32 protein-coding genes are annotated in these 26,032 nt (G+C 39.9%); 26 read left to right on the forward strand and 6 right to left on the reverse strand.

What is annotated here, in order from left to right:
• Positions 1–87: 87 nt before the first annotated feature.
• Positions 88–390, reverse strand: a complete 303-nt coding sequence (locus H6793_03525; protein ID USN95370.1) for a two pore domain potassium channel family protein — start codon at positions 388–390, stop codon at positions 88–90.
• A 73-nt stretch (positions 391–463) separates the two neighbouring features.
• Here H6793_03525 and H6793_03530 point away from each other — a divergent pair, with 73 nt between their 5' ends.
• From H6793_03530 to H6793_03540, 3 genes are all read left to right on the forward strand, one after another.
• Positions 464–982, forward strand: a complete 519-nt coding sequence (locus tag H6793_03530) for a hypothetical protein (protein ID USN95371.1) — start codon at positions 464–466, stop codon at positions 980–982.
• Between the two features lie 161 nt (positions 983–1,143).
• The gene (locus tag H6793_03535; protein USN95372.1) at positions 1,144–1,911 is read left to right on the forward strand and encodes a ZIP family metal transporter; all 768 of its coding nucleotides are present in this window, start codon (positions 1,144–1,146) and stop codon (positions 1,909–1,911) included.
• A 60-nt stretch (positions 1,912–1,971) separates the two neighbouring features.
• Positions 1,972–3,036: a DNA recombination protein RmuC gene (locus tag H6793_03540; GenBank protein ID USN95373.1), complete on the forward strand. Its 1,065-nt coding sequence runs from the start codon at positions 1,972–1,974 to the stop codon at positions 3,034–3,036.
• 160 nt (positions 3,037–3,196) lie between these two features.
• On the opposite strand, the gene H6793_03545 is transcribed toward H6793_03540, so the two are convergent.
• From H6793_03545 to H6793_03555, 3 genes are read right to left on the reverse strand one after another with little or no spacing between them, the layout of a single operon-like run.
• Positions 3,197–4,573, reverse strand: coding sequence for a glycoside hydrolase (locus H6793_03545; GenBank protein ID USN95374.1), 1,377 nt, complete (start codon positions 4,571–4,573; stop codon positions 3,197–3,199).
• A 31-nt stretch (positions 4,574–4,604) separates the two neighbouring features.
• On the reverse strand, positions 4,605–5,138 hold the full coding sequence (locus H6793_03550; GenBank protein USN95375.1) for a histidine phosphatase family protein: 534 nt from the start codon (positions 5,136–5,138) through the stop codon (positions 4,605–4,607).
• 1 nt (position 5,139) lies between these two features.
• Positions 5,140–5,637: a YajQ family cyclic di-GMP-binding protein gene (locus H6793_03555; GenBank protein ID USN95376.1), complete on the reverse strand. Its 498-nt coding sequence runs from the start codon at positions 5,635–5,637 to the stop codon at positions 5,140–5,142.
• A gap of 101 nt (positions 5,638–5,738) precedes the next feature.
• Between H6793_03555 and pheS the strand changes: the two genes are divergently transcribed.
• The 12 genes from pheS to H6793_03615 all read left to right on the forward strand — a co-directional run bounded on the left by pheS (position 5,739) and on the right by H6793_03615 (position 16,736).
• Positions 5,739–6,722: a phenylalanine--tRNA ligase subunit alpha gene (gene pheS, locus H6793_03560; GenBank protein USN95377.1), complete on the forward strand. Its 984-nt coding sequence runs from the start codon at positions 5,739–5,741 to the stop codon at positions 6,720–6,722.
• Positions 6,722–7,060, forward strand: a complete 339-nt coding sequence (locus tag H6793_03565) for a hypothetical protein (protein ID USN95378.1) — start codon at positions 6,722–6,724, stop codon at positions 7,058–7,060. Before pheS ends, H6793_03565 begins: the two co-directional genes overlap by 1 nt.
• Entirely contained in the window at positions 7,053–7,367 is a 315-nt protein-coding gene (locus H6793_03570; GenBank protein USN95379.1) for a hypothetical protein, read from the forward strand. Before H6793_03565 ends, H6793_03570 begins: the two co-directional genes overlap by 8 nt.
• Positions 7,364–7,792: a pyridoxamine 5'-phosphate oxidase family protein gene (locus H6793_03575; GenBank protein ID USN95380.1), complete on the forward strand. Its 429-nt coding sequence runs from the start codon at positions 7,364–7,366 to the stop codon at positions 7,790–7,792. Before H6793_03570 ends, H6793_03575 begins: the two co-directional genes overlap by 4 nt.
• Entirely contained in the window at positions 7,782–10,271 is a 2,490-nt protein-coding gene (pheT, locus tag H6793_03580) for a phenylalanine--tRNA ligase subunit beta (protein ID USN95381.1), read from the forward strand. The genes H6793_03575 and pheT overlap by 11 nt, the downstream gene beginning before the upstream one ends.
• Positions 10,272–10,442: 171 nt before the next feature.
• The gene (locus H6793_03585) at positions 10,443–11,144 is read left to right on the forward strand and encodes a collagen-like protein (protein USN95382.1); all 702 of its coding nucleotides are present in this window, start codon (positions 10,443–10,445) and stop codon (positions 11,142–11,144) included.
• A gap of 425 nt (positions 11,145–11,569) precedes the next feature.
• Positions 11,570–11,797: a hypothetical protein gene (locus H6793_03590; GenBank protein USN95383.1), complete on the forward strand. Its 228-nt coding sequence runs from the start codon at positions 11,570–11,572 to the stop codon at positions 11,795–11,797.
• 638 nt (positions 11,798–12,435) lie between these two features.
• Positions 12,436–14,205, forward strand: coding sequence for an ABC transporter ATP-binding protein (locus H6793_03595; protein ID USN95384.1), 1,770 nt, complete (start codon positions 12,436–12,438; stop codon positions 14,203–14,205).
• Positions 14,206–14,250: 45 nt separating this feature from the next.
• Complete coding sequence (locus H6793_03600; protein ID USN95385.1) at positions 14,251–14,706, forward strand: NUDIX domain-containing protein; 456 nt, start codon at positions 14,251–14,253, stop codon at positions 14,704–14,706.
• Between the two features lie 90 nt (positions 14,707–14,796).
• The gene (locus H6793_03605; protein USN95386.1) at positions 14,797–15,336 is read left to right on the forward strand and encodes an FKBP-type peptidyl-prolyl cis-trans isomerase; all 540 of its coding nucleotides are present in this window, start codon (positions 14,797–14,799) and stop codon (positions 15,334–15,336) included.
• A gap of 170 nt (positions 15,337–15,506) precedes the next feature.
• Entirely contained in the window at positions 15,507–15,755 is a 249-nt protein-coding gene (locus H6793_03610) for a glutaredoxin family protein (GenBank protein USN95387.1), read from the forward strand.
• Between the two features lie 48 nt (positions 15,756–15,803).
• Entirely contained in the window at positions 15,804–16,736 is a 933-nt protein-coding gene (locus tag H6793_03615; protein USN95974.1) for an FAD-dependent oxidoreductase, read from the forward strand.
• On the opposite strand, the gene H6793_03620 is transcribed toward H6793_03615, so the two are convergent.
• The gene (locus H6793_03620; GenBank protein ID USN95388.1) at positions 16,737–17,405 is read right to left on the reverse strand and encodes an FAD-dependent oxidoreductase; all 669 of its coding nucleotides are present in this window, start codon (positions 17,403–17,405) and stop codon (positions 16,737–16,739) included.
• Complete coding sequence (locus H6793_03625) at positions 17,402–18,079, reverse strand: glycerophosphodiester phosphodiesterase (protein USN95389.1); 678 nt, start codon at positions 18,077–18,079, stop codon at positions 17,402–17,404. Before H6793_03625 ends, H6793_03620 begins: the two co-directional genes overlap by 4 nt.
• An 89-nt stretch (positions 18,080–18,168) precedes the next feature.
• Between H6793_03625 and H6793_03630 the strand changes: the two genes are divergently transcribed.
• The 11 genes from H6793_03630 (at position 18,169) to H6793_03680 (ending at position 26,030) form a co-directional block, all read left to right on the forward strand.
• A complete protein-coding gene (locus tag H6793_03630) occupies positions 18,169–18,699 on the forward strand; it encodes an inorganic diphosphatase (protein USN95390.1) in 531 nt (176 codons plus the stop codon).
• Positions 18,700–19,635 (forward strand): hypothetical protein, encoded by a 936-nt coding sequence (locus H6793_03635; protein USN95391.1) that lies wholly within the window; start codon positions 18,700–18,702, stop codon positions 19,633–19,635. It begins immediately after the preceding gene.
• Positions 19,636–19,671: 36 nt separating this feature from the next.
• Positions 19,672–19,953 (forward strand): hypothetical protein, encoded by a 282-nt coding sequence (locus H6793_03640; GenBank protein ID USN95392.1) that lies wholly within the window; start codon positions 19,672–19,674, stop codon positions 19,951–19,953.
• A gap of 52 nt (positions 19,954–20,005) precedes the next feature.
• On the forward strand, positions 20,006–20,386 hold the full coding sequence (locus H6793_03645) for a hypothetical protein (GenBank protein USN95393.1): 381 nt from the start codon (positions 20,006–20,008) through the stop codon (positions 20,384–20,386).
• Positions 20,387–20,456: 70 nt separating this feature from the next.
• Positions 20,457–21,470 carry a type I glyceraldehyde-3-phosphate dehydrogenase gene (gene gap / locus H6793_03650; GenBank protein ID USN95394.1) on the forward strand — a complete coding sequence of 338 codons (1,014 nt, stop codon included), beginning with the start codon at positions 20,457–20,459 and terminating at the stop codon, positions 21,468–21,470.
• 10 nt (positions 21,471–21,480) lie between these two features.
• Positions 21,481–22,146 carry a hypothetical protein gene (locus tag H6793_03655; GenBank protein ID USN95395.1) on the forward strand — a complete coding sequence of 222 codons (666 nt, stop codon included), beginning with the start codon at positions 21,481–21,483 and terminating at the stop codon, positions 22,144–22,146.
• Positions 22,143–22,586, forward strand: coding sequence for an RpiB/LacA/LacB family sugar-phosphate isomerase (locus H6793_03660; GenBank protein USN95396.1), 444 nt, complete (start codon positions 22,143–22,145; stop codon positions 22,584–22,586). Before H6793_03655 ends, H6793_03660 begins: the two co-directional genes overlap by 4 nt.
• Before the next feature lie 11 nt (positions 22,587–22,597).
• The gene (locus H6793_03665; GenBank protein USN95397.1) at positions 22,598–23,227 is read left to right on the forward strand and encodes a hypothetical protein; all 630 of its coding nucleotides are present in this window, start codon (positions 22,598–22,600) and stop codon (positions 23,225–23,227) included.
• Positions 23,228–23,248: 21 nt separating this feature from the next.
• Positions 23,249–24,127 (forward strand): transketolase, encoded by an 879-nt coding sequence (locus H6793_03670; GenBank protein ID USN95398.1) that lies wholly within the window; start codon positions 23,249–23,251, stop codon positions 24,125–24,127.
• On the forward strand, positions 24,124–25,116 hold the full coding sequence (locus tag H6793_03675) for a transketolase family protein (GenBank protein ID USN95399.1): 993 nt from the start codon (positions 24,124–24,126) through the stop codon (positions 25,114–25,116). The genes H6793_03670 and H6793_03675 overlap by 4 nt, the downstream gene beginning before the upstream one ends.
• Before the next feature lie 2 nt (positions 25,117–25,118).
• Positions 25,119–26,030 carry a class II fructose-bisphosphate aldolase gene (locus H6793_03680; GenBank protein ID USN95400.1) on the forward strand — a complete coding sequence of 304 codons (912 nt, stop codon included), beginning with the start codon at positions 25,119–25,121 and terminating at the stop codon, positions 26,028–26,030.
• Positions 26,031–26,032 lie beyond the last annotated feature (2 nt).

Here is a 26,032-nt window from a genome sequence, read left to right on the forward strand (position 1 = left end):
TTATGCACTACTCTATACCAAAATAGTCGAATCTTAAACAACTCATTTTTTTGAGGTCGACAGAAAGTATGGATTAAAATTTAATGGTCAGTCTTTATTTCGTTTTTCTATTCTACGATTTAGTGCGCTACGTAGTAAGAAGTTTGCCACTCCTGCGAGCATACCGATTCCAATAAGTACATAGAAGATGGTGAATATTTTGCCGGCGTCAGTTTTTGGAGTAATATCTCCATAACCTACGGTTGTCAGGGTAATCACGCTAAAATAGATCGCGTCAAGCCATTTTAATTGCTCTATGTGATGATAAAAGACCGTTCCGGTGCCCAGAGCTACAACTCCAGTTATTAAAACTGGCAACACGTTCTTTGTATTATTTGATTTTTGTTCCACACCTAAATTTTAGAGCATAAATTATGAATTTCATAATAGAAATACCACATAGGTTTTCGTATAATTTAAAAAGATGTTAAAACGAACAGCCATAGTAAAGGCAGAGCCATCAACAAAGGAAAATCTAAAATTAGCTGGAATATTTATATTCTTAATTATCTCAGCTACTTTAATGGGGGCTATGGGTAACGTTAATGCCATTGAGTGGATTCGTTGGTTTATGGGTGGATTGCTGATTATTTTTGGAGGTATGAAATTACTCGGCATAGAAGTTTTTGTTAAGGTATTTCCATTGTATGATTTGATTGCTAAACGAATCAAGCCGTATAAGTATGTGTATCCCTTAATGCAAGTATTTTTGGGATTACTGTTTTTGGCTGGATTAATGTCGGTATTTAGAAATCTTCTTGTAATTGTTATGGGGCTTTCAGGTTTAATAGGGATGATTAGAATAGTTTCACAAAGGGGTCCGATAAGACTATCGTATTTGGGGTCAATTTTAAGGTTAAGGTATTCAACCGTATCAATTATAGAAAACACATTAATGGTCTGTTTATCATTTGTAATGTTGATTGCAGAATTACTGGCATAGTGCGAATGTGATATTAATCATATTGCAAATATTGAAATCCAGGCTTATGCTTGATATTAGGAAGTGTGAGGCTTCCCACAGACCCTGACAAGACTGTCGGGGTCCATGTTTTTTATACTTGGTCTGCAATATCTATCGGCTTCTGATAAAATATAGTAAATATGAATACGTTATCGTATATAGTTATCTTTTCTATTATTGGCAGTATTGTTTCGTTAATTGGTGGTGTCTTATTATTGAGTAATCAAAAATCTGCCCATAAGCTAGCATTATATGCCACACCTTTTGCAGGTGGCGCGTTATTAGCAGCGGTTTTTGTTGATTTGCTCCCTGAGGGGATTGAGTATGAGTCGGCATCAACCGTATTGATAGCTACAATGACCGGAATGATAATCTTTTTCTTAGCAGAAGGGGGGCTAAGATGGTTTCATCATCATCACGAACATGAGCATGGCCACGGACGACAGTCATCGCCAGGCTTGATAGTTGTCGGCGATACAGTTCATAACGCCTTAGATGGTGTAGCTATTGCGGCCAGCTTTATGATTAGTATACCCACCGGTGTTGTGACTACCTTGGCGGTTGCAGCACACGAAATTCCTCAGGAGATTGGTGACTTTGGTCTACTGTTAGCAAAAGGCTATTCCCGCAAGAAAGTTTTATTGGCAAATTTGTTAAGCGCATTTGCAACACTCGTGGGAGCAATACTAACATATGTTTTGGGCTCTAGTGATGCTTTGCCAGTTGGTGCATTGCTGGGTCTTAGTGCGGGATTTTTATTATATATATCTGCCAGCGATGTTATTCCTACTATTCACGAATCAAAAGGCAGTCACAATTCTTTCCTTAACCAAGCATTATTATTCTTAGGGGGTGTTGTTTTAGTATCGGTGTTTACAGTTTTAGCGCACAATATCGCTTCTGTATGATTGCATAAGTAAGTTCACACAATATAGGAAAATATAGATATCCATTATACAATGTCATTAATGGGAATAGCGTACATGGTGGTGATTTTGTTGCTGATCGTGGGATTTGGTTTAGTTATTTATGTCATGAATTTAAAGATTAAGGAGCTTAAACAAGAATCAACCACACAACTACTTAAACAAGATATTACAAATCTTAACAATTCAGTACAACAGATTAATGATGGGTTAAAATCCCACTTAACTTCTAGGTTAGATAGAAGCCAAGATCAAATCACCAAACAATATGAGGCCAGTAACAAAATAATTAGAGACGTTACTCAGAAACTAGAAAAATTAGAAAACACCAATCGTAATGTAGGTGAAATCGCTACAGAGTTAAAGACTCTACAAAATGTGCTACAAAACCCAAAACAACGTGGTGTTTTAGGAGAATACTATCTTGCACAGATACTAGAGAATGTTTTGCCTTCCGGGGCATTTGAACTACAGTACAAAATTGCTGAGGGGTTGGTGGTCGATGCGGTAATAAAAATGGATAACAAGTTGTTGCCGATTGATAGTAAATTTCCTCTTGAAAATTACAACAGAATGATCGAGGCTGATGCGAGCAAACAAGAATCTCTGAGCCGAGCCTTCAAAGAAGATGTAAAAAAACGCATTGATGAAACTTCAAAATACATAAAACCCACCAAGCATACCCTAGATCAAGCTTTAATGTTTATCCCAAGCGAGGCCATATATTATGATTTATTAGCAAACAAGATTGGTGCCGGTGGTGTTAGTAGCAGAAATATGATGCAATATGCGTTAGAAAAGAAAGTTACTATCGTCGGTCCAAGTACTCTTTCTGCAATGCTTCAGACAATAGGCCAGGGATTAAGAAATATCGAAATTCATAAAGATACTGAAAAAATTCGTCAAAATATTGAGCAACTGCAAAAACATCTAATGGCTTATAATGCATACTATGTTAAGCTGGGTAATTCTCTGGGTGCAACAGTTAGCCATTATAATAACGCTAGCAAAGAACTAGGGAAGATTGATAAGGATATTGTTAAAATTGGTGGTGGCGAGGAAGTGATTGAAGTAGAACTGTTAGACAAGCCAAAAGAAATAGAATAATTGTCCTATTGATTAGCGGTAGTCATTCTGCGATAATCACTTGCTATGAAAGATATATTTGAAGTGCCAGAATCTGAATTTGACCCGTATCTGGATAAACTAGTCATGACTACCGCAATTGGCTGTTTGTCAACGTCACTTAGTATGTATAACGATGCTATTAGGAATGGGTTATCCCCTGAGGAGGCTTACTCTTTGGCTTTATCGCCAATGGAGTCATATCGCGAGCTAGCAAATCAATAGTAAGCGAAGCTGTCCACGAAAAATTCTTAGCACCAGCCGAATCGCCATTTATTGGTGAAAAATATTCGTTGATTCCAGATTTCGCCACTAAATCAATTGTCTTTGATTGCAAATTGTTTGCTTCTGCCTGGTAGCCGTAGCGTCTCAGTCCATCTATAATTAACCAATTGGTATTGATCCATGTAGGACCCTGCCAATAGGTTTTTTCTTTAAACCAAGATGAATTTACTGGAACCGATGGCACGGGATAGTCGGTATTGAATAGGTGCTTAGAGCCTAGTAGCTTGACGAGTTCTTTGGCGCGCTCTTTAGAAATCACACCAGAATAAAGCGATAGCACTGAACCGATAGTGCTGATTTTTATCAGTTGGTTAGAAATTGTGTCTTTGCTGTAGTATTGTCCGGTATATGGATCCCATAGTTGCTCAAGTGAATTTTCTGTATTTTGCATTTTGCCTAGGAGTTTTTCTGGTAGGGGCTTATTTATAGTCTTGGCTATTTCGCGGAGTAGCCCATTAGCCCTAATAAACATACTATTAAAGCTAATATCGGCAATGGCAATGCCGGTAGGATTTTTTTTGCTAGTAACTTTATAATGGTGGCGACGAAGTTTTCTCTGCAAAGAATATAGCAACAATCCATCAATTGTACTTAGTCGTTCGCCTGGTAAGGCTAACTTGCGGTCAGATCTTAGGTGCGTAAGAATAGTATCTGATTTTGTTAACCGCACAAGCTTAATCCATAGTGGCATACCATGGGCATGTATTTCTGACATCCAAGGCGGAGTATTGTCTAATCCAGACTCCCATGGATGCACAAGACTAATCAGGCCAGACCCATCAAAATCACGTTCGCTGTAAAGCCATTTGTGAAAAGCAAGTAGACCAGGGAACATCTTTTTATACCACAATTGACGTTCATTTTTTGATAGCATTTCACCAACCCTAACAACTGCTTCTGCAAGCATCGGCGGTTGAGTTATTCCGCTAGTTGCATAATCATCAGGAGATTGTGGCGATAGATCACTTTGCCAGAAACTAGCGCTTTGCTTTCCGACGAAATCACGAGATAAAATCATGTTTGGGATCATTCCATTGTGCCATTGGCCTCGCAGAAGACTAAGCAGTTCTTGTTGTGCACGAGCTACGTCGTAATGACGCTGGCCAATAGCAATAAAGCAACTATCCCAAAGCCATTGATGGGGATACAACCCGGGCGCAGGTATGGTATGGCTTCCACGATCGTTGTCAACAAGAACATCTATGCATTGTTGATACAGTTCATCATTTGACATTATATTACTAGTATAACCTGCTTATGATTTATTAGTAACAGTATTGCCACCCAGGCTTCCACTGTCCTTTAGGACGCCAATTTTCTTTAATTACTTGATCCCACGATTTTCTGTTGATGATAACTTCCATTGCTAGCTGTGTTGCTTCGTGGCCAATAATTGCTATGTAGTCATCTTTATGAAAATATTGCATATCTTGCAAAAAAGACTTAATGCGTTCTTCTACCTCTTTGTATGATTCTCCGTTTGGATACGGCGTATCTATGAATTTATGCATTTCCTTTTTGAATTTCTTGTCTTGGCCATCAAATTTACCATAGTTTGCCTCGCGTAGACGCCAATCGTATCGCAGTGGATGAGTGTCACTAAAGCCAATTTTGGCTGATTCAATAGCTCGTTGCAGGTCAGAGCAATAGACGACACTAAATGACTGATCATCGATTAACTTTGGCAGTGCTTTGGCTTGATTGATTCCTTCAGGTGATAATTTTCCCGGAAGCCAGCCAGTAGCCCGATGTTCTTTATTGTCAATTGTAGTACTGTGAGCAAAAAATACTATTTTCATACTACTTGAAGTTTGTAAAATTAATTGGGAAAGGTAAATCTTTGGATCTGATTGTTTGCATTGCTGTTTGGAGCTCATCTTTCTTTGAGCTCATAACTCGTACTGTTTCACCTTGAACCTGAGCTTTTACTTTAGGGATCTCATCTCGTAACAGTTTAGTTATCTGCTTTGCTTTCTCTTGATTCAGACCCTGGACAAAAGGAAAGTTTTTAGTTGATTTTAAATTGGCAACTATAGGTTCTTGGCTAGCATCTAATACTTTTTGATCAATATTACGACTGGCAAGTTTTTTGCGAACTATATCAATTATAGCCTCTAGCTGATAGTCACTATTGCCAGTAATTTTGAACCCAGTTTTATTAGTATCTAACCACTCAATTCTCGCTGGAGTGCCCTTAAAGTCATACCGATTAGAAATTTCTCTTTGAACCTGATCAAGTACATTGTTCATCTCTGCTTTATCGAATTCACTAACCACATCAAAGCTAAATTGTGCCATTGGTTCCAACCTTTCTTTATATAAAACTATCAAAAAGTGTTAAGGGTATTCAAATTATAAGTCTTATATAGGGTAGTTAGCAATGATATAATAGTTTGCAAATGACCTATCAAAACAAGCAGATTGCAGATGTAGCTCAAAAACTTCAAAAAGAATTTGAAGAGCTTGATGATAAATCAAAAATTTTAAAGTCAAACCAACTTAAAGCCTTGTATACTCAGATACCTCTACTTGACCCCAGCGAAAGATCAACCTTTGGTAAGGAACTGAATCAACTTAAGGGTCAATTGCAAGCGCAGGTAGAAAAAACAACTCAGCACAATGTTGTGATTGAACCAATAGATGTTACTGCGCCATTTGCCGAGAACACACCGGTAAATTTGCGCCCAAGACTACTTACTCAAGATAAAGGCAGTAAACACCCTTTAACAGTTGAAACAGAACACATTATAGATATATTTACCCGAATGGGATTCGAAGCCGTCGAATCACGTCAATTAGATGACGAGTTTCATATGTTCAGTAGTTTGAACTTTCCAGAAGGACACCCAGCACGAGATGATTACGACACATTCATCACAACCGATGGTTTAATTGCCCCAGCACACACTAGTACTATGCAAAATCGGGTATTAAGAAGTAAAACCCCACCAATAAGATATGTAATTCCGGGGCGTGTTTTTCGTAACGAAGACCTTGATGCAACACACGAACATACCTTCTATCAGCTTGAAGGAGTTTACGTTGATAAGGACATTAATGTCGGGCATCTAATCGCTACATTAAAAACCTTTTTAGAAGAATACTTTCAAGAAGAAATCGAAGTCCGAACTCAACCTTTCTATTTTCCGTTTACGGAACCCAGTTTTGAATATGCGATAAAGAGGCCAGGCAAAGATTGGTTGGAAATTTTAGGTTGTGGTTTGATTCACCCCAATGTACTGACTCAAGGTGGTATTGACCCAAAGAAATATAGTGGCTTTGCCTGGGGTTTTGGGATCGACAGACTAGTGATGATGAAATATGGGATTGAAGACGTTCGTCACTTCGAATCGGCAAAATTGGATTTTTTGAGGCAGTTTTGATGAAGATAGTTAAAAAGATATCAATATCAGAATTAAAAACTATGGCAGAAAAAATGGACGGAAACTTAGTTAAAGCAGATGTTGACGTTGCCAAACAGATTGTAATAGTAGATATGCCTATGCACTTTGAGGGAGAGCAAGAGTTACTTGAGAAGGGCTCTAGGCAAAAAGATCTTTGGGGTATCAATTTGTTTCCAAAAAAGTTTGGCACTGATGAATTTATAGCTTTTGAATCAATGATAAATATCAAACCACGTAGTAATCAGAGTATGACCATACAATCAGAAGAAATATGCAATCAAATCATAGACATTATCGAGGGGGTTGTCTATGAGTAATTATCATACGGATGCTTTAAAAAATGCTGATATTTTTACGGTTATGGGATCAATTTATGCAGAAGTAGCACGATATGACTCGGCTATTGCGTCTAATAAGATTGATCAAGCAAAACAGGCTATCGTTCGAGCTAACGAGCTTATCGAATATTCACAACAATTAGAGCAAATCAATAGGGCGCAAAAGCTTGAGATACAAAAGTTTTATGATGTGTTTTTACTGCGTGCACAAAAGTTTAAAATGAGTAATTTAGATAATTATTTATTGCCATTTGCTTTGGCTTCACGAAGGAGGTTGGTTGTATGAATCTGCAGACAGTTAGTGAGTTTTTAGATACTCAAGAAACATGTGTCTTATCGACTGTTAGTAGTGAAGGCTGGCCAATGTCGGCGACAGTTGGATTTTCTCATGATAGTGAATTTGCGATATTAATTGGCACTGATAATACAACTCGCAAGTACAAAAATTTAATTAGCAACTCAAAAGTGTCTATTGTGGTGGGTGTAACTTCGCCAAAGACCGTCCAGATTCAAGGTGTTGCTAAAGAGGTCAATGCTGATGATATAGCCAATAGACTGGAGCTACATTTTAATAAATTGCCTTCTGCAAAAACTTTCTATGACACACCAGGTCAACGATATTTTATCATCACTCCTACCTGGTTAAGGATGACGGATTATTCACAAAAGCCATCAATTTTTGAAGCAGAGGAGTTTAATTATGAAGATTAGTGTTAACTGGATCAAAGAATTTACCGACATTAAGTTATCCGTAGATGAACTGGTCGCTAAGATTGGCTCTCAGCTCGGTGAAGTGGAGGAAGTAATCAATCTGGGTGAGCGATACCAAGGGATTATCGTAGCAAAAGTTGTTGCTTGCGAAAAACACCCAAATGCCGATAGGCTTAACGTTTGTTTGTTGGATGATGGAGGGGTAACTAAGGGTGTCAAAAGAAACAAGGATGGATTTGTTCAGGTTGTATGCGGTGCGCCTAATGTCAGAAAAGGTATTTCTGTGGCTTGGTTGCCTCCAGGCGTAATAGTGCCTAGTTCGTATACCAATGAACAGTTTAGACTCGAAGCTCGGGAACTGCGAGGTGTGCTTAGTAACGGCATGATTGCAAGTGGTCAAGAGTTGGCGATTAATAACGATCATTCCGGAATACTTATACTCGATAAACCCGCAAAACCAGGTGAACTATTTGCTGATATATATCAATTAAATGACTATATAATTGATGTTGAAAATAAGATGTTTACTCATCGACCAGATTGTTTTGGTCAACTTGGCATAGCCCGTGAAATAGCTGGAATATCTGGAATAAAGTTTATTAGCCCTGATTGGTACCTGAGCGAGATGGATAGCTTAAAGCCAGAATCTTCTGCAAATCTACAGGTTAGTATTGATAACAAATTACCAGATACAGTACCCCGTTTTATGCTTTTGCCTATGAGTGATGTTAAGGTTAATCAGGCGCCGATAATGATTCAGAGCTTTTTGAGTCGTGTTGGCATTAATCCAGTTAATAATATAGTTGATATCACAAATTTTGTGATGGCCCTAACAGCACAGCCGATGCATGCCTATGATTTCGATAAATTAACTGCACTAGATAATGCAAAAGTTGCAAATTTTGTAATCAGAAAGTCAAAAAAGGGCGAAAAGATCGCTTTACTAAACGGCAAAACTGTCGAACCTACAGAAGATTCAATTATGATTGCCACAAAAAGTTCTTCAATTGGTATTGGGGGTGTAATGGGTGGGTCTTCAACAGAGGTTGATTATAATACAAAGAATATTGTACTCGAATGCGCTAGCTTTGATATGTATGCCATAAGACGTTCTAGTATGTCAAACGGCTTGTTTACTGATGCAGTTACCAGATTTAGTAAAGGTCAGAGCCAAAGACAAAATGATCGAATTATGGCATATGCAACAGCGTGGGTTAAAAAATTAGCTGGAGGAAAGGTTGCCGGCAAACTCCAAGACGATTTAGAAAACTTTGGCAAAATCAAACCAGTCACAGTTAGTGTAGAATTTATAAACCAGAGACTAGGATCCACGTTTTCTGCTAAGCAAATTATTAAACTGCTTAGTAATGTCGAATTTCTAGTTGAAGAAAAGGGTGGCAATTTGTATGTCACAGTACCGTTTTGGCGAACAGATATTGAAATTGCCGAAGATATTGTTGAGGAAGTTGGACGACTGCACGGATATGACAACCTACCAAAGAACCTACCTTATAGGGATATTACGCCCGCTAGTAATAATTCAATACTTCAAATTAAGTCTAAAGCTAGGAACATATTATCCTCTGCTGGTGCGAATGAAGTATTAACATATAGTTTTGTTCACGGAAGATTACTGGATGCGGTGGGGCAGGATAAAAATATTGCTTATAAAATAAACAATGCATTAAGCCCTCAACTACAATATTATCGATTGAGTTTATTGCCGAGTTTACTTGAAAAGGTCCATCCAAATATTAAGTCTGGCCATAGTGAATTTGCGATGTTCGAAATAAACAAAACTCACGATAAATCTAATATACATGAAGATGGTTTACCGATTGAAGAGGAACGTTTAGCGTTGGTTTTTGTAGCAGACACTAAAACCGCCAAAGAATATCAAGGGAGTGCCTTTTATCAGGCTAAGATATATTTACAGTCATTACTTAAATCTTTCGGCTTTGAGGATTTGGTTTTTCAGCCTGCGTCATCACACAAGCCTAAAACAGAAACGGGCAAGCAAATTCTAGCACCATTTGAGCTGACTCGTACGGCATATTGTAAAACGAAAGATGGCGTACTGCTAGGGGTTATTGGAGAGATTAACCACAAAGTTAAAGCTAATATGAAGTTACCAGAATTCATAGCTGGTTTTGAAGTAAATCTAAAAATGCTAGATGCATACAAGGGGTCTTTGGCCTACAAACCATTGCCGAGGTTCCCTAAGACTCAACAAGATATCACCCTTAAGGTGTCGCTTGATATTCCGCATGCAACTATTGAACAAAGTTTATTAACAGAGCTATCAAAAATATCAAAAGAGCACGGTTATGTGACAGAAATATCTACCATTGATATTTATAAGAAAGATAATAGCAAGAATGTAACTTTTAGGATTCAACTACACCATCCAGAACGTACTTTGACTACACAAGAGGTTAATAAAGTTATAGATACCGTGGCGGGTTTGGGTCAAAAATAGTTTTTTTGGATCGCAAAATGTAATTTATATATAAATGACTACATGTTGGTGCTGAATTTTTTAGTTGAAGTCGCTCTGCTGACATGCTTTTCATTGACCTCTCCTAAATCGGCATGCTAACATAAAGCTAATACTTAATTCTAAGAGGGCTCATCAATATAGTAATTACTTATGGCAAGGTTACCAATACCAGGACAAGATAGAGGTGTATGGGGTGATATCCTTAACGAGTATTTATCTGTATCCCATGAATCAGACGGTACGTTAAAATCGAGCGCAATACCTCCAGGATCAGGTGCAACTGGAGCTACTGGCCCCATTGGTTCCGTGGGCGCCACAGGATCAACTGGACTTCAGGGTGCAACTGGAGCAACAGGCCCTGGCTCTATTGGCGCAACAGGTCCAATGGGTTCAACGGGTCCAATTGGGGTAGCTGGCGCAACAGGACCAACGGGTCCAGGTGTTATAACTGGTGGTACTACTGGACAAGTTCTGGCTAAAGCTTCAAATGCAGACAATGACACTACCTGGGTGAACATTGCAGACAATGCCGTCACTTCAGTTAATGGTGATACTGGCCCAATCGTTAACTTAAATGCAACAGATGTAGGAGCAGCTCCAACTTCACATTCTCATGATGCCACAGACATCACTTCAGGGACAGTGGCTACAACTCGGCTCGGGTCAGGTACGGCGGACTCGACGAAGTTCCTGCGTGGCGACCAGACGTGGGCGGCACCGATGATGCGGGAACTGCCCCTCTCGTCGGGGTATCTCATCGCTCTCCCCGCTGGTGGCGTTGGCTCCTTCGGATTGTCAGCGTCGGCTGGTCGGTTCTGGTTGATCCCGATGTGGTTGCCCGCTGGAACCTAGGACCGTGTCGGTGTCGCCACCACCGGAGCGGGGACCACCACATGGCGACTCGGTGCCTACAAGGCCAACCCGTCGACGCTCATGCCCGACGGCACGGCGCTGATACAAGAGTTCGGCACCATCGACCTGAGCGTCACGCCCGGAGAGTTGTCTGTGTCCACATCGTTCACGGTGCCCACCTCTGGGCTCTACTGGATGGCCGTGCTGGTCGATTCGTACACGTCGGCCCCATCGGCGGTGGGATGGCAAGGTCAATACACGGTCCCGCCGGTCCCGTGGATGCCTGTGACCGTGCACCAGATCGCTCTTGGGCGATCGTTGTGGCTTCGGATGGCCTACTCGGTCCCGACGGGTGCGGTTCCGGCGACGTGTCCGACCACAGCGTGGAGCGATCTGGGACCCCAGGTCAGATTGAGGGTGGCGTGATGAACGAGTCCATCTTCTCGAACGGTCGCCTCGTCGAGCAGACCGTCGACAACGGCGACGGCACCGGCACCCGCACCACCTTCGACGCCGACGGCAACGTCGACACGGTCGAACAACTCACCGGGCTACCCATCCCCGAACCAGTTCCACCTACACAAGCAGAACAGATAGCAGAGTTACAGGCTACCGTTGCCAAGCTTAAGGACGCTTTGAAAAAACGTGACTAATATCTAGGCTTACTAACAGAGATGCGAATCATAAAGTATGCTATTGACATTTCGGTAAGTAGTTATTATAATCAACTTAGTTTGGTTGAGTCTTATGGATTCCCAGGCAGGACTTTGACAGATGTATATAGGTAGGCAACAGTATTAGTGCATAACTATTTTTGTGTATTATTACTGTTGTCTAAATAATAGACTAATTTCGTGTCGGCGCCAGGATGGGGATGGCACCGGCCTGCAGAGAAGGTGAGTTGAGCGAGAAATCGTTCCTCCTGCCACCACAAGGGGCAAGGCAGTATCATGCAAACCTGGGCGGGTTTCGTGATGCCTTCTCCACACCCTACGCCTTCTTGGCTTATCCCAGTAGGTCGAGGAGGTTACCCGGACCTTCGTTGTGTGCTAAGCATCGCTTCGCATGGCGGAGGTCCGGGACCAATTGGTCTATTAGTAGTGTCGAGCACTAAGGTTGAGTTTATTAGAGCATTTTTGCTCCTCACTTCTTCGCTCCATTAATTACTAATATACATCTGTCCTTTCATCAGAGCATGTATTTATATACATTCTGTGATGAGAGAATAAGTCATAAAATGTCCTACAATCAATGTCGTATATTTAGGCTTTTGCATGTAAACTACTAACTGATGAAACATCTAATTAAAATTCTAAAGTATACATCTAGCCTTAGATGGTATTACATAATTATCAGTATACTTAGTGTTCTTTTTGCGGTAACCGGCTTAATTACTCCTTTGCTTTCAGGTAAAGCGATAGACTTGCTAAAATCTGGATCTACAGATACTAGAGCATTACTTTTAATTGTTGTGGCTATTTTTGTTTTAGATGTATTTTCTACGATAATATCTAACATTTCTGGATATATGGGTGACGTAATGTCAACCAAGCTACAACGAATATTAAGCACGCGTTACTACGAGCATTTGCTAGAGTTACCACAAAGTTACTATGACAAAGAGCTTTCTGGCAAGATTATAAATCGTTTAAATCGTTCCATTGCCCAAATTAGCAACTTTATGCAGATGTGGAGCAACAACTTTTTGCAGTTTGTATTCAGTACAGTGTTGGCTTTGGCGATTATTGCATATTTTAGTTGGCCAATAGCGTTATTGTTAGCCAGCCTGTATCCGATTTATATATTCATGACAATTAAAACAAGTGGAAAGTGGCTGAAATACCAAGCAAAGCTTAATAAAAATTGGGACATTGCAACTGGTAGGTTTGCAGAAAGCATTGGACAAATTAAGGTTGTTAAAAGTTTTGTCAGGGAGGACGGCGAACTTTCTTATTTTGATAAATATTACAAAAAAATAGTCAATATTGTATATCCGCAATCAAGGCATTGGCACGTGAGAGATGTACAAAGAAGACTTATCTTAAATGTGATATTTTTCTGCGTTTACGCTTTGATATTTTATCAAGCTGTTAATGGCCAATTTACGCCTGGGCAAGCAGTTACGCTAATTTTATATGCTATGCAAATCAGAATTCCGATATTTACGGTGAGTTTCTTAGTGGACAGCACTCAAAAAGCTGTTGCTGATAGCAAGGATTATTTTGAAGTTATGAACGTAACGCCTGACATAAAAGACTTATCAACAGCAAAAGACCTGGTGGTGAGCAAGGGTGAAATAAGCTTTAGCAATGTAACTTTCGCCTATGACGAAAAACCAGTAATTAAAAATGTGACTTTTGATGTGCTTCCGGATACTAAAATTGCTTTGGTGGGCGAAAGTGGAGAAGGTAAAACCACCATCACAAATTTATTGATGAGATTATACGAAACAAATAAAGGAGAGATATTGATTGATGGTCAAAATATCGCAGACGTAAAGCAGGCCAGTCTACGTAAACAAATTGGCGCGGTGTTTCAAGAACCAGCCCTGTTTAGTGGAACAATTAAAGAGAACATTGCTTATGCGAATCCAAAAGCCAGCATTAAAGATATAATAAACGCTTCTAAAGACGCAAATGCACATGATTTTATTTCAAAACTTGAACATGGCTATGATAGCGAAATTGGCGAGCGAGGCCTTAAGTTATCGGGTGGCCAGAAACAGCGGATCGCTATAGCCAGAGCCTTGCTAAAAAATGCTCCAATATTAATACTTGACGAGGCTACCAGTAGTCTAGATAGCAAAAGTGAACAAATGGTTCAAGAAGCATTAAAGCGCTTAATGAAAGGTAGGACAACCCTGATTGTGGCGCATAGATTGAGTACTATTCAGCACGTTGATACTATAATTACATTAAAGAACGGCAAGATAGATGAAATTGGCTCTCCAGAAAAGCTGGCAATTTCAGGCGGAATCTATTCCCAGCTTCTAAACTTACAAAATACTGCCGTGGAGTCCTCGCGAAAAGAACGCTTAAGCAAGTTTGATATCGCAAGCTAGCGTGGAAAATTTTCTACGTACAATTATTTAATATATACTGTCTTTATGAGTAGAAAATCGGTGCGCGCAATAGTCATTAAAGATAATAAATTATTAGTCATGTTTCGTAATAAATTTGGAGTGAAGTACGTGACTTTAATTGGAGGATCGGTTGAAATGGGCGAATCTCTTGAGCAAGCAGTTGTTCGTGAGCTTCAAGAAGAAACCTCCTTGCGTGTTGCTAATCCAAGGCTGGTAATGATTGATCACGCAGATTTTTATGGTGATCAGTACGTGTTTTACTGTGATTATGTATCTGGTGAGCCACAGCTAACACCAGATTCACCAGAAGCATCGATTCATAAGCTTGGCAAAAACTTATACGAACCAGGCTGGTTGCCTTTGAGTGAGTTACCTAAGGTGCCTTTTCTATCCAAAGAACTTCAGGAAGCGATCATTAGCGCAACAACTTCAGGCTGGGCAAACGAAGTCGTCGAGTTTTCTAGTCAAAGAAATGTCTAGTATTGTAAATGTTACGTTATTTTGTTGAGTTAGTATTTTGATTTCATATAATATTTTGCGTATACTTGAAAAGACAAAAAGGAGGTACCAGTGGGGCAAACAACACAACGAGCTTTCGCGCTTAGCCTAGCAATTTTATTCTTAATAACTACTATAGGTTTTAGTGCGTATGTAATGTGGGAAATGTTTAATCAAAAGGACACAACAAACACAGCAAATCAGCAACAGCAACAACAATCAACTAATACATCACAGGAGCCGAAAGATTATATGCAAGGATTTGAACCAATGGGTGATACTCGAGTCACCGAACTTAAGACCACAGACATTAAAGTAGGTACAGGAACCGAAGCTGTTGAAACATCAACTGTTAAGGTTGAATATACTGGGGCGTTAACCAAAGATGGGTCAATCTTTGATTCTACTGATAAGCGTGGTGGTGAGCCTGCAGAATTTGCTTTGAGTGGAGTTGTGCCTGGATTTAGACAAGGTATTGTGGGTATGAAAGTTGGTGGCGAGCGTCAGATATTGATACCAGCAAGTCTTGGTTATGGAGCTGAGGGAAATCCACCAGCTATCCCAGCTGATTCTGACCTTGTATTCAATGTGAAGCTTGTAGAAGTAAAATAGCAAAAAACACAACATATAGCGTCTTGACGTTAACCATAGGCACTATATATAATACTGTTTGTACCATAAAAACGAACTTTAAATAAAAACTAAACATGACATAATCGCCGTATGGGAGCCTTCTTTGAGAGCAGAAGGGGTGGTTTTGTCACCTAACTAGGAGGGTCATCATGGCTAAAAATATTACAATCTATACAACTAATACATGCGGTTATTGCTCAATGGTTAAGAAATTCTTAACCGCCAAAGGCCAAACCTACGAAGAAGTAAATCTTGATCAAGATCCAGCTCGTCAACAAGAGGCCTTAGCTTTGAGTGGAGCATTGACTGTGCCTGTAACAGTTGTTACGAAAGAAGATGATTCTAAAGAAGTAGTTGTTGGCTACAATCTGTCAAAATTGGCACCAGCATTAACATAAATAAAACATTTAGTATGTATAAATTAGGTGACTGAAAGCTAGGGAGTTATTGATATGGCAAATGATGTAATAGACGTAGTAATGATTGGGGCTGGCCCAGCCTCCTTGAGTGCATCAATTTACACCACACGTGAGGATATTAAGACGGTTCTTTACGAGAAGGGCGTAATTGGTGGATTGGCGGCGATTACCGATTGGGTGGATAATTATCCTGGGTTTCCTAAGGGTTTAGCAGGGTTGGACTTAGCTGAAGATTTGCGCAAGCAGGCAGAACGATTTGGGGCAGATATTCGACTAGGAGAAGTATCAAAAATTATCCTTAACGAGGACGGTACAAAAACACTAACCACGACAGATGGTGATATTAAAGCAAAAGCTGTTTTGATTGGCACAGGCAGTGATTATAAAAAACTTGGAATACCAGGAGAGCAAGAATTCTACGGACGAGGTGTTCATTACTGTGCAACTTGTGATGGGGCATTTTATCGCGACAAGCATTTAGTAGTTGTTGGGGGCGGAAATTCAGCCGTACAAGAAGCGCTGTTCTTAACAAAGTTTGCCAGCAAGATTGATATGTTGGTGCGAAGTGATTTGCGAGCATCAGATGTGCTTATAAAAGAGCTAGAGGCAAATGACAAAATTACAATTCATAAAGACACAACTACCGATGAAATTGTCGGACAAGACAATAAAGTCGTTAAAGTGATTGGCACTAGGGATGGTCAGAAAGTTGAGTTCCCTACCGATGGAGTCTTTGTGTTTATTGGCTTGCTACCAAACACAGGCTTTTTGAAAGACTCTTCGATAGATTTAGATGAAGTAAGATTAGTCAAAACCGATCAACATCTTCAGACAAACATGAAGGGGGTTTTTGCTGCCGGTGATGTTAGAAGTGGGGCAACAATGCAGATTGCATCGGCGGTTGGCGAGGGTGCAACGGCAGCTCTTAGAATTCGTGAATATCTAGACGATAAATTGTAGTTAGTATCCGTCAAAAATATCTGTAACAACCTGATTACTGTTTAAGCCAGACTCTTTTAGTATGCTATTGATTTGTTCAATAAATGTTGGTGAGCCGGATATGTATACTAGGCAATTTGGCTTTTCTCTAATTAGTGCCAACATCCTTGTTTGTAGCTCATTTAACTTTGATTTCCCGACAAAGTATTCCGTATGAAATTTATCAAAGAGTTGCTTGTCAATGATTTCGTTTTTTGATCTTACTGCTTGTAGTATAGAGATATCACGTTTTTGGTTTGTGTCAGACAACCATTTGATAATACTACGCACCGGAGTGTAGCCTATGCCACTACTCACAAAAATAACCGACTTTAGTTTGTTGATCGGCAGAACAAAGTCACCTATTGGTTGACTATAGTTGATTACGTCGTCTAGTTTTATGTTAAGTAAGGCGCGCTTAAATGTAGAGCAATGGACATCCCTGATTCGTATTGTAATTGCTAGATTATCTTCTGTTGGTGATGAAAAGATTGTAAATTTGCGATGTTCACCACGGTCATCTGGCTGGCTATGTGGTAGGTATATTTCAGTGTATTGCCCCGGGACATTGTCTACTGGTTTTTGGGCTGAAAACCAGTAGGTATATATATCATCAGCTGTTTTGTTGGTTTTTAATAACTTGGCTCTCATTTCGTTTTGAGGTGTCTGAGTTTGTTTGGATAGTCTGTGCAAACAGCAACATCACGATATACAAATTTGAACAATTGAGCAATCCACGATTTGTTTAGTGTATAGGTGTAGATTTCGAGCTTTTTGTATTTTGCCAATAAGAACGTTGCGGGGTTCATTATTCCATAATGTAGCCCAACACCACTTGCATTCATCTTGCTCGCTATGTTTAAAATCTCGAATGGACTATGATGTTCTAGAACATAGCAGAAACTTTCTTGATTGTAATTCTTTATTGCCCGAATTGCACGATGATCAAACGAAGCAAATCTAATATCAATATCAGAATATTTACTAATAATTGAAAAAATCTTTTTTGGATCAATATATTCTTTTAGCTCAATTATTACACCTTTACCAGTCAATAACCGCAATGCATCGTCTAGAGTCGGCAGTTTTGGGCATTGTTCTTGCAGTTCCTCTAGTGTTGAACTTTTAATTTTTAAGTCAACACCGTAGGTGCGCAGTAGGTCTGCGTCATGACACAACACAATTTTGCCGTTATGGGTTTGACGAATATCAAATTCAATAAAGTCAGCGCCAGAATTTAGGCCTTTTTTAATACTTTCTAATGTGTTCTCAAGCGCAAGGCCGGCAGCCCCACGATGACCGATAATTTTCATCTTACCAATCATTGTACTATAATACCTACTATGACTAAACAGGTTGCAGGTTAGGGTGTAGATCTCTAGACACGTGGCCACAAAATGAACAAGGAGGAATAATGGCAGATTTTAACAAGATATTAGATGCTGGCGATGTAGATGGCGGAGTAATTAATACGGTGATCGAGATCCCAAAGTGGTCTACGCTCAAGATTGAGTGGAACCGCAAGTTGGCTATCTTTGAACTTGATCGTGTGGAGCCAAGTATTTTTGCTAAGCCTGTGAACTATGGGTTTATTCCACAAACTCTAGACGAAGATGGTGACGAGCTTGATACTTTGGTACTGACCAACGATCCAATTCCGACAGGTGTTTTCCTAAAAGCCAGAGTAGTTGCCGTACTGCGTTTTGTGGATGATGGCGAGGTGGACGACAAGATTATTTGTGTGCCAGAGGACGACCGCAACACCGACAATGCCATTACCTCACTAGATGACTTGCACCAGCAGTGGCGCAAGAAGATTGAACACCACTTCAACCATTACAAAGATCTCAAAAAGCCTGGCTCTACAGTGGTAAAGAGTTGGGGCGACGCTGAAGAAGCCAAGCAGATAATCAAAGAATGCCAAACCCGCTGGGGCGGGCAGTAGATGAAGGCATTTATTTTTGATCCCCTTTGGAAAACATTGATAACTGAAACATTATCAAAAAGTTTATTAGATAATGACGTAGAAGTCGTGGTTGTTAGTGATCTCACCCCGATTCAGCAGAATAAAGCGTTGTATGAAGGTGACGAGGATAGGATATTGTGCGTTAACCCTGACTATGTTAAATGGAATCTTACTGTTGATGACTACAAGAACATACCAAATCTGAAGGCGATATTAGGAGCAGCTACATCTTTTTCTTGGATTAATACAAGCTTCGCAGATCAAAACAATATTCCTATCGTAAACATTCGTAATTTCTCCACACAGGCGGTCGCTGAATGGGCAATTACAATGATGTTTAATGTTGCAAGAAAGATACCGTTACTGATTAAAAATGGCTTTCCTCTGGATTTTGATAAGGACTTCATGAAATACAAAGGACAAGAATTAAATGGTAGAACGGCTGCCATTATTGGCTTGGGACACAATGGTCTTGCGATTGCTGAAAGGTTAACTGGTCTAGGGATGAATGTAGTTTATTGGTCGAAGCACTCCAGGGACTCTAGGTATGAATATCTAGAGCTTGATGAACTGTTTAAACGAGCGGATGTGATTTTCCCTACATTTGCGCATAATCAAGAATCGGATAATTTGATTACTGATGAATTACTGGATCTGATGAAGAAAAATGCTATTGTAGTTGACATAATTAAACTTACGAATAGAAACAAAATCCTTCACCTGGTAGAAAATGATACAATTTTTGGATATGCATTCGAGGCAGAGCCAAGAACATTCACTAAATATGTCGGTAATGTTTGGGCTGCTCCTGAATACGCCTGGGTTACAGAAGGATCATTCAATAATGTAATGACTAAATGGGTGGAAAATATGATAAATGCTTCTAAGAACGAATTTCCAAATAGGGTAAATTGATTCTAGTGACATGGTAATTTTAAGGAGAGTGACAATATGCAAGTTGTAATCATAGGACTAGATGGGACTGACAAAGACGCGCTTGCCCGCAGGCAGGCAGCTCGGCAAGACCACATTAAGATGGGTGATGAGCTCTTGGCGTCCGGCAACTTATGGTACGGAGCGGCACTACTGCACGATGATGGTTCAATGAAAGGTTCTATGTATGTAATGAACTTTAACTCAGAAGATGAGTTACAGAAATATCTCAAGAAAGAGCCCTATATTGTTGGGGATGTATGGCGAGAAGTTACCCATTCACAAATCAAATACCCGTGATCCCTGGCAGTTCAATAGGCCACAGCAGTGGTTCGAGAAAAGGAGTTAAGGTGTGTTTCAAGACAAACTCTTTTGGCTTGGCCTCATTGCAGATGTGATTTACTTTCACGGTGGCGACGAACACCTACTGAACTTTTGGATGAATCAATTTGATATTTCAGCTATCTTTGAAGGAAAGGTGGTGGCGACAAACTCTGCAAGTTCTGATATGCTAAGTGTTGCCTTCTGGACTTGTGATTGGCGTGAAGTTCACGAAGGCTTCGGTATCCTGCCTATCAAGTTCATACCGCATTATCAATCGAATTTTGGCGATGACGACCCTCGTGGACCGATTGATTGGCAGAAAGCCTATGATCAACTAGCTAACTATGGCGACGCTAACTTGCCTATACTTGCTCTAAGAGAGGGTGAATTCAAGGTATTTGATAGATAAAGATAGACTTTTGATAGGATATTGCTTGTGGTAAAATATCAGTAATGTTAGATATTAAAAGTGGGGGTAAATGATGAAGATTAAAGTAGCGATTAACGGTTTTGGGCGTATAGGCCGGAATGCCTTTAAGATAGCCTTTGATAGGTCGGATATAGACATCGTTGCGATCAATGATTTGACTAAAACTGAAACTTTAGCATACCTGCTTAAACATGACACAAACTATGGAGCCTATGAACGAAATGTATCTTTTGATGAACACAATTTAATAGTTGATGGTTATAAGATACCGGTTACCGCAGAGAAAGACCCAAAGGCTTTGCCTTGGAAGGAGCTTGAGGTTGATGTGGTTATTGAATCAACCGGAAGGTTTACCAAAAGCGAAGACGCCAAGATGCACATTACTGCTGGGGCAAAAAAAGTCGTAATTTCTGGCCCAACTAAAAGTGGTGATATTGACACAATTGTTTTGGGTGCAAACGATGAAAAACTTTCCAAAAGCACAGACATCATTAGTAATGCTAGCTGTACTACAAATTCACTCGCTGCAATTATGTCAATCATGGATGAGATCTTCGGGGTTGAAAAGGCCATGCTAACAACAGTTCATAGTTATACAGCAAGCCAGGTTTTACAAGATGGACCCGCTAAAGATCTGCGGGAATCTCGTGCTGCAGCCGAAAATATTGTACCAACAACAACAGGTGCTGCAATTGCTACTACCTTAGCTGTACCTGAGCTGAAGGGTAAGTTTGACGGGATGAGTGTGCGAGTTCCAACATCAGTAGTTTCATTAAGTGATGTAACAATGGTTCTAAAAAAGAACTCAACAAAAGAACAGATCAACGAAGCACTAAAAAATGCAATTAAAGAGCCATTTTATCAGGGTATATTGGATGTTAGTGATGAGCCGTTAGTAAGTAGCGACTATATTGGTAATAGTCATTCTGGCATTGTTGACCTTCAGCTAACGAACGTAGTTGGAGGAAACTTAGCTAAGGTGGTAATTTGGTACGACAACGAATGGGGTTATAGCAATCGCTTAGTAGAGGTTGTAGCTGACGTCGGCAAGCAATTACACTAAAAAGGATAGTATGGGTATCAGTAATACGCAACTAACTTCTAAATATCCAAAAAATGTTTCTAATAATGCTGACAACAACAATCAACAGGCTCCTCCTAGTCCATCTATCGAAAAATCAGAGGGGCCAAATATATCACCAGTTTCGTTAGATAATAAACAAACACCATCTGTGGACATTAAAAATATAAATAGGGCAAAGAACCAATTTTGTATTGTTTTGATAATATGGATGTTGTCACTCCCGGTTACAATAGTTTTAAACATACTATCTCGAATTATCTTTCAGAATACACCAGATTTAATACTTGTTTTCATTAATATTGTTACATTAATTTTGAGATTCATTTTGTTGCTAGGGTGGATAGCTGTGATTATTTTAGGCGTAAAATGGAATAATCTTAGAAAAAATATGAAGGACTTCAAAGATCCTTCTGTCTCAGATCGAAGCACATTCAATCTATGGTTTCTTTTGAGTCTTGTTGCGTGGTTATTTTCATGGCCAATTATGTTGTTGATTGCTATGTTTACTTTAGTGTTACCAGGTAATTCTGGTCATTCAATAGGACTTCAATTTAAATTGTTATTTACTCTAGAGCTTGTCTTATTTATATATGGATTATTTGGTTGGTTGATACCACTATTTGTATGGATGTATAATGGAAAGAAGAAAATATGAAGATATTTGTTGGGGCAGATCATAACGGGTTTAGGCTTAAGGAACATATTGAGCATTATTTACGTAGTTTAAATTACGATGTAAAGGATGTTAGTGGTAATAAGTTTGACCAAGACGATGACTACCCTATTCACTCCGCAAAGGTTGCGTCTAGTGTTTTAGCTACACCTGATAGTGTAGGAATACTACTTTGTGGTAGCGGACAAGGTGTTTGTATGAGCGCAAATCGTTTTAAGGGCATCAGGGCTAGTTTAGTTTGGAATGAAGCAGAGGCGAGATCGTCTCGTAACGATGATGATGCCAATATATTATGTTTGCCAGCGCGTGAATTTTCAAGGCTAGACGATGCGAAACAAATAGTCGATATTTGGCTTAACACTCCATTTGGTGGCGCGGTTCGATATACTAGGAGAATAAAGCAAATGGATCAACTAACATAAAGGAACGTTCTATGCCGATTATATGTCCAACAGTTCTAGCAAGTGATGCACATGATTACCAGACACAAATCAATAAAGTTTCCTCTTTTGCATCGCGTATTCAAATTGACTTAACGGACGGTGTATTCGCTAAGTCGCCAACCATCGCACTAGAGCAAGTTTGGGTGCCAGAAGGTTTGAAGGCCGATCTTCACCTAATGTATAAAACTCCAGCAGATTTCTTAGATGAAGCCATAAAGTTGAAGCCACATATGATAATAGTGCATGCTGAAGCGGATGGTAATTTTATAAAAATTGCTGATAAAATTCATAACGCAGGAATCAAGGTAGGCGTGGCAATTTTGCCAAAGACATCAACACATACCATAAAGCCATCTTTATCTGTAATAGATCATGTGTTGATATTTAGCGGAGATTTAGGCAAGTTTGGAGGGGTTGCAGACTTAGATTTATTAAAGAAAATTGTTCAGCTAAAAGAATGGAAAGAAGATTTAGAATTCGGCTGGGATGGTGGTATTAATGAATCTAATGCTAAGCAATTGGTAATTGGCGGTGTTAGGGTATTGAATGTTGGTGGATACATACAAAATTCTCCTACACCAAAGCAAAACTATGATAAACTGGTCAACCTTACAGCTTAAGCATGTTACAATATCAAATATATGGGTGGCCAACAAACATACTCAATCCAACAACTGAACCAAATCTCTAACTCAATCCGAGAAGATATTATCAGAATGCTTGAGCATGCAGGTAGTGGACACAGCGCTGGGCCACTTGACCTTGCAGATATATTTACGGCATTGTATTTTGATATTTTAAAGCATAATCCTAAAAAACCAGATTGGGACGAACGTGATATCTTATTGTTGAGTAATGGGCATTGTGTTCCGGTGCAATACGCAACGATGGCACACGCCGGTTATTTTGAAAAGAAGGAACTGCTAACACTAAGACAATTTGGGTCAAGACTGCAGGGACATCCCGAAAGAACTAGATTACCAGGACTAGAGAACACTAGTGGACCACTAGGTTGTGGTTTGAGCCAGGCTTGTGGTATGTCTTTGGCTATGCAGATGGATCATGACACTCATCGTTGGATATATGTGGTGATGGGTGACGGAGAGCTCAATGAAGGTAATATTTGGGAAGCTGGCATGCTAGCAAGTAAGTATAACTTACATAATATTATTGGCATTATTGATCGCAACAATATCCAAATTGATGGACCAACCGAAGATGTCATGCCTTTAGAAGACTTACGGGCTAAATGGGAAAGTTTTGGCTGGCATGTGCAAGAAATAGATGGGCATAATATCGAGGCAGTCATTGACGCTTGTTCGATGGCACGTGCAATAACCGAAAAACCGAGTATCATCATTGCCCATACTATTCCTGGCAAAGGAGTTGATTTTATGGAGTATAACTTTAAATGGCATGGTGGTGCCCCAGGACAAGGTGTGCCGAATAAAGAACAAGCAAAAGAGGCACTTAAAGAATTACGCTCATTGGGCGGAAAGATTACAGGGGAACATCAATGAGCACACTAGACTATCATCTTGTTCATAAAAACTGGATCAAGTCAAAGGTTGAGTTTGAGCCAAACCGTAAAGGCTTTGGGCGTGGATTACTTGAAGCTGGCAAGCACCACGATGATGTAGTGGCTTGCTGTGCAGATCTAACAGAATCAACACAAATGCATCTATTTAAAGAGGCGTTTCCTGAACGCTTTGTTGAAATTGGGGTAGCAGAGCAAAATCTAGTAACCGTTGGTTCTGGTTTGGCGTCTATGGGTAAGATTCCTTACGTTAGCAGTTATGCTACCTTTAGCCCAGGGAGAAATTGGGAACAAATAAGAACAACAATTTGCCTTAACGATCAACCAGTGCGCATTATTGGTTCTCATGCTGGGGTTAGTGTTGGTCCTGATGGTGCGACTCACCAGATGCTTGAAGATATTGCGATTATGCGAGCTTTGCCAAATATGACAGTGATTGCGCCAAGTGACAGTATAGAAGCTGAAAAGGCCACGATTGCTCTGGCTAAATACAAAAAACCAGCTTATATGCGATTAGCACGAGAAGCTGTACCAATAATATCTACCAAAGATACGCCATTTGAGATTGGCAAAGCTTATGTGTACGACGAGGGTGCAGACATTACAATTATTGCTACCGGAACAATGACGTATCATGCATTAGTTGCGTCAGAGATACTCTACAAAGAAGGTATCGAAGCGGAGGTAATCCATTGCCCAACAGTTAAGCCGTTAGACGCTATAACTATCATTAAGAGTGTCAAAAAGACAAGATGTGCTATCACTGTTGAGGAGCATCAAATAACCGGAGGCCTAGGTGGTGCAGTAGCCGAATTTTTATCAGAACATCTGCCTGTTCCACTCAGAAGAGTTGGTGTACATGATAGATTTGGCGAGTCTGGTAAACCAGATGAATTATTCGAACATCTTGGATTAACCGCAAAACATATTGCACTAGTCGCTCATCAAACATATCAAAGCAGGAGGAAATAATAGTGTCATTAACTTTAAGACAAATGCGACAAAATTGTGCTGAAGCACGGGATTTGATGGAGAGGTCACGGAGTAAAAAGTTTGCCGTAGGTGCCTTTAACCTTGATAACCAAGAAACGCTGATTGCGGTAGCAAGAGCAGCAAAAAAAATGAAAGCGCCGGTATTGGTAGAAGTTAGCAAGGGTGAGGTTGATGCCTTGGGGCTAGACAACGTGCGCGATATGGTAGATAACTACAAGGCGGAATATAACATTGAGATGTATATTAATCTTGATCATAGTCCAAGTGTCGAAGATGCTCTCGACGGAATAGAGGCGGGGTTTGAATTTATCCATATTGATGTATCACAGGCAAACCATGACGCTAGTGATGAAGAAATTATCAGCGCTACAAAAGAGGTTGTTAATTACGCTAGACTAACTGGTGCTTTAGTCGAGAGTGAACCTCATTATTTTGGGGGTAGTTCGAATTTGCATACCGAAAAGATTGATTATGCGGAAATAAAAAAGACTTTTAGTACACCCCTTGGAGCAAGATCATTTGTTAACGCAACCGGAATCGATACTTTTGCCGTAGCGATAGGCAATCTTCACGGCAAGTATCCAGTACCTAAAAAGTTAGACCTCGAGTTATTAAAGCAAATTCGTAAAGAACTTGAATGTAATATCAGCTTACATGGTGGAAGTGGAACGCCCGGACACTATTTTGAAGACGCATCACGAATCGGTGTTAGCAAAATAAACATAAACTCGGATATGCGCGTAGCCTATCGGAATACACTAGAAAGAGTCTTGGCAGAAAACAAAGACGAGTATGCCGTAGTTAAGTTAATGGGCAAGGTTATTGGTGCAGTACAAAAAGTCGTTGAATCGAAGATTGAGGTATTCGGGTCGGCTGGGAAGGCAAGGGTATAGGT

The sequence above is a fragment of the Candidatus Nomurabacteria bacterium genome (genome assembly GCA_023898625.1).
Classification (GTDB): Bacteria; Patescibacteriota; Saccharimonadia; order Saccharimonadales; family JAGQNJ01; genus HK-STAS-PATE-36.

Bases quoted from the DNA above. Each gene is read 5' to 3' on its own strand.
- H6793_03555 (USN95376.1), bottom strand. From the start codon at position 5,637: ATGGCACAATTTAGCTTTGATGTGGTTAGTGAATTCGATAAAGCAGAG.
- H6793_03655 (USN95395.1), top strand. From the start codon at position 21,481: ATGGGTATCAGTAATACGCAACTAACTTCTAAATATCCAAAAAATGTT.
- pheT (USN95381.1), top strand. From the start codon at position 7,782: ATGAAGATTAGTGTTAACTGGATCAAAGAATTTACCGACATTAAGTTA.
- H6793_03665 (USN95397.1), top strand. From the start codon at position 22,598: ATGCCGATTATATGTCCAACAGTTCTAGCAAGTGATGCACATGATTAC.
- H6793_03595 (USN95384.1), top strand. From the start codon at position 12,436: ATGAAACATCTAATTAAAATTCTAAAGTATACATCTAGCCTTAGATGG.
- H6793_03625 (USN95389.1), bottom strand. From the start codon at position 18,079: ATGATTGGTAAGATGAAAATTATCGGTCATCGTGGGGCTGCCGGCCTT.
- H6793_03575 (USN95380.1), top strand. From the start codon at position 7,364: ATGAATCTGCAGACAGTTAGTGAGTTTTTAGATACTCAAGAAACATGT.
- gap (USN95394.1), top strand. From the start codon at position 20,457: ATGATGAAGATTAAAGTAGCGATTAACGGTTTTGGGCGTATAGGCCGG.
- H6793_03550 (USN95375.1), bottom strand. From the start codon at position 5,138: ATGAAAATAGTATTTTTTGCTCACAGTACTACAATTGACAATAAAGAA.
- H6793_03540 (USN95373.1), top strand. From the start codon at position 1,972: ATGGGAATAGCGTACATGGTGGTGATTTTGTTGCTGATCGTGGGATTT.
- H6793_03590 (USN95383.1), top strand. From the start codon at position 11,570: ATGAACGAGTCCATCTTCTCGAACGGTCGCCTCGTCGAGCAGACCGTC.
- H6793_03620 (USN95388.1), bottom strand. From the start codon at position 17,405: ATGAGAGCCAAGTTATTAAAAACCAACAAAACAGCTGATGATATATAT.
- H6793_03530 (USN95371.1), top strand. From the start codon at position 464: ATGTTAAAACGAACAGCCATAGTAAAGGCAGAGCCATCAACAAAGGAA.
- H6793_03675 (USN95399.1), top strand. From the start codon at position 24,124: ATGAGCACACTAGACTATCATCTTGTTCATAAAAACTGGATCAAGTCA.
- H6793_03570 (USN95379.1), top strand. From the start codon at position 7,053: ATGAGTAATTATCATACGGATGCTTTAAAAAATGCTGATATTTTTACG.
- H6793_03630 (USN95390.1), top strand. From the start codon at position 18,169: ATGGCAGATTTTAACAAGATATTAGATGCTGGCGATGTAGATGGCGGA.
- H6793_03610 (USN95387.1), top strand. From the start codon at position 15,507: ATGGCTAAAAATATTACAATCTATACAACTAATACATGCGGTTATTGC.
- H6793_03545 (USN95374.1), bottom strand. From the start codon at position 4,573: ATGTCAAATGATGAACTGTATCAACAATGCATAGATGTTCTTGTTGAC.
- H6793_03600 (USN95385.1), top strand. From the start codon at position 14,251: ATGAGTAGAAAATCGGTGCGCGCAATAGTCATTAAAGATAATAAATTA.
- H6793_03660 (USN95396.1), top strand. From the start codon at position 22,143: ATGAAGATATTTGTTGGGGCAGATCATAACGGGTTTAGGCTTAAGGAA.
- H6793_03535 (USN95372.1), top strand. From the start codon at position 1,144: ATGAATACGTTATCGTATATAGTTATCTTTTCTATTATTGGCAGTATT.
- pheS (USN95377.1), top strand. From the start codon at position 5,739: ATGACCTATCAAAACAAGCAGATTGCAGATGTAGCTCAAAAACTTCAA.
- H6793_03640 (USN95392.1), top strand. From the start codon at position 19,672: ATGCAAGTTGTAATCATAGGACTAGATGGGACTGACAAAGACGCGCTT.
- H6793_03585 (USN95382.1), top strand. From the start codon at position 10,443: ATGGCAAGGTTACCAATACCAGGACAAGATAGAGGTGTATGGGGTGAT.
- H6793_03670 (USN95398.1), top strand. From the start codon at position 23,249: ATGGGTGGCCAACAAACATACTCAATCCAACAACTGAACCAAATCTCT.
- H6793_03565 (USN95378.1), top strand. From the start codon at position 6,722: ATGAAGATAGTTAAAAAGATATCAATATCAGAATTAAAAACTATGGCA.
- H6793_03635 (USN95391.1), top strand. From the start codon at position 18,700: ATGAAGGCATTTATTTTTGATCCCCTTTGGAAAACATTGATAACTGAA.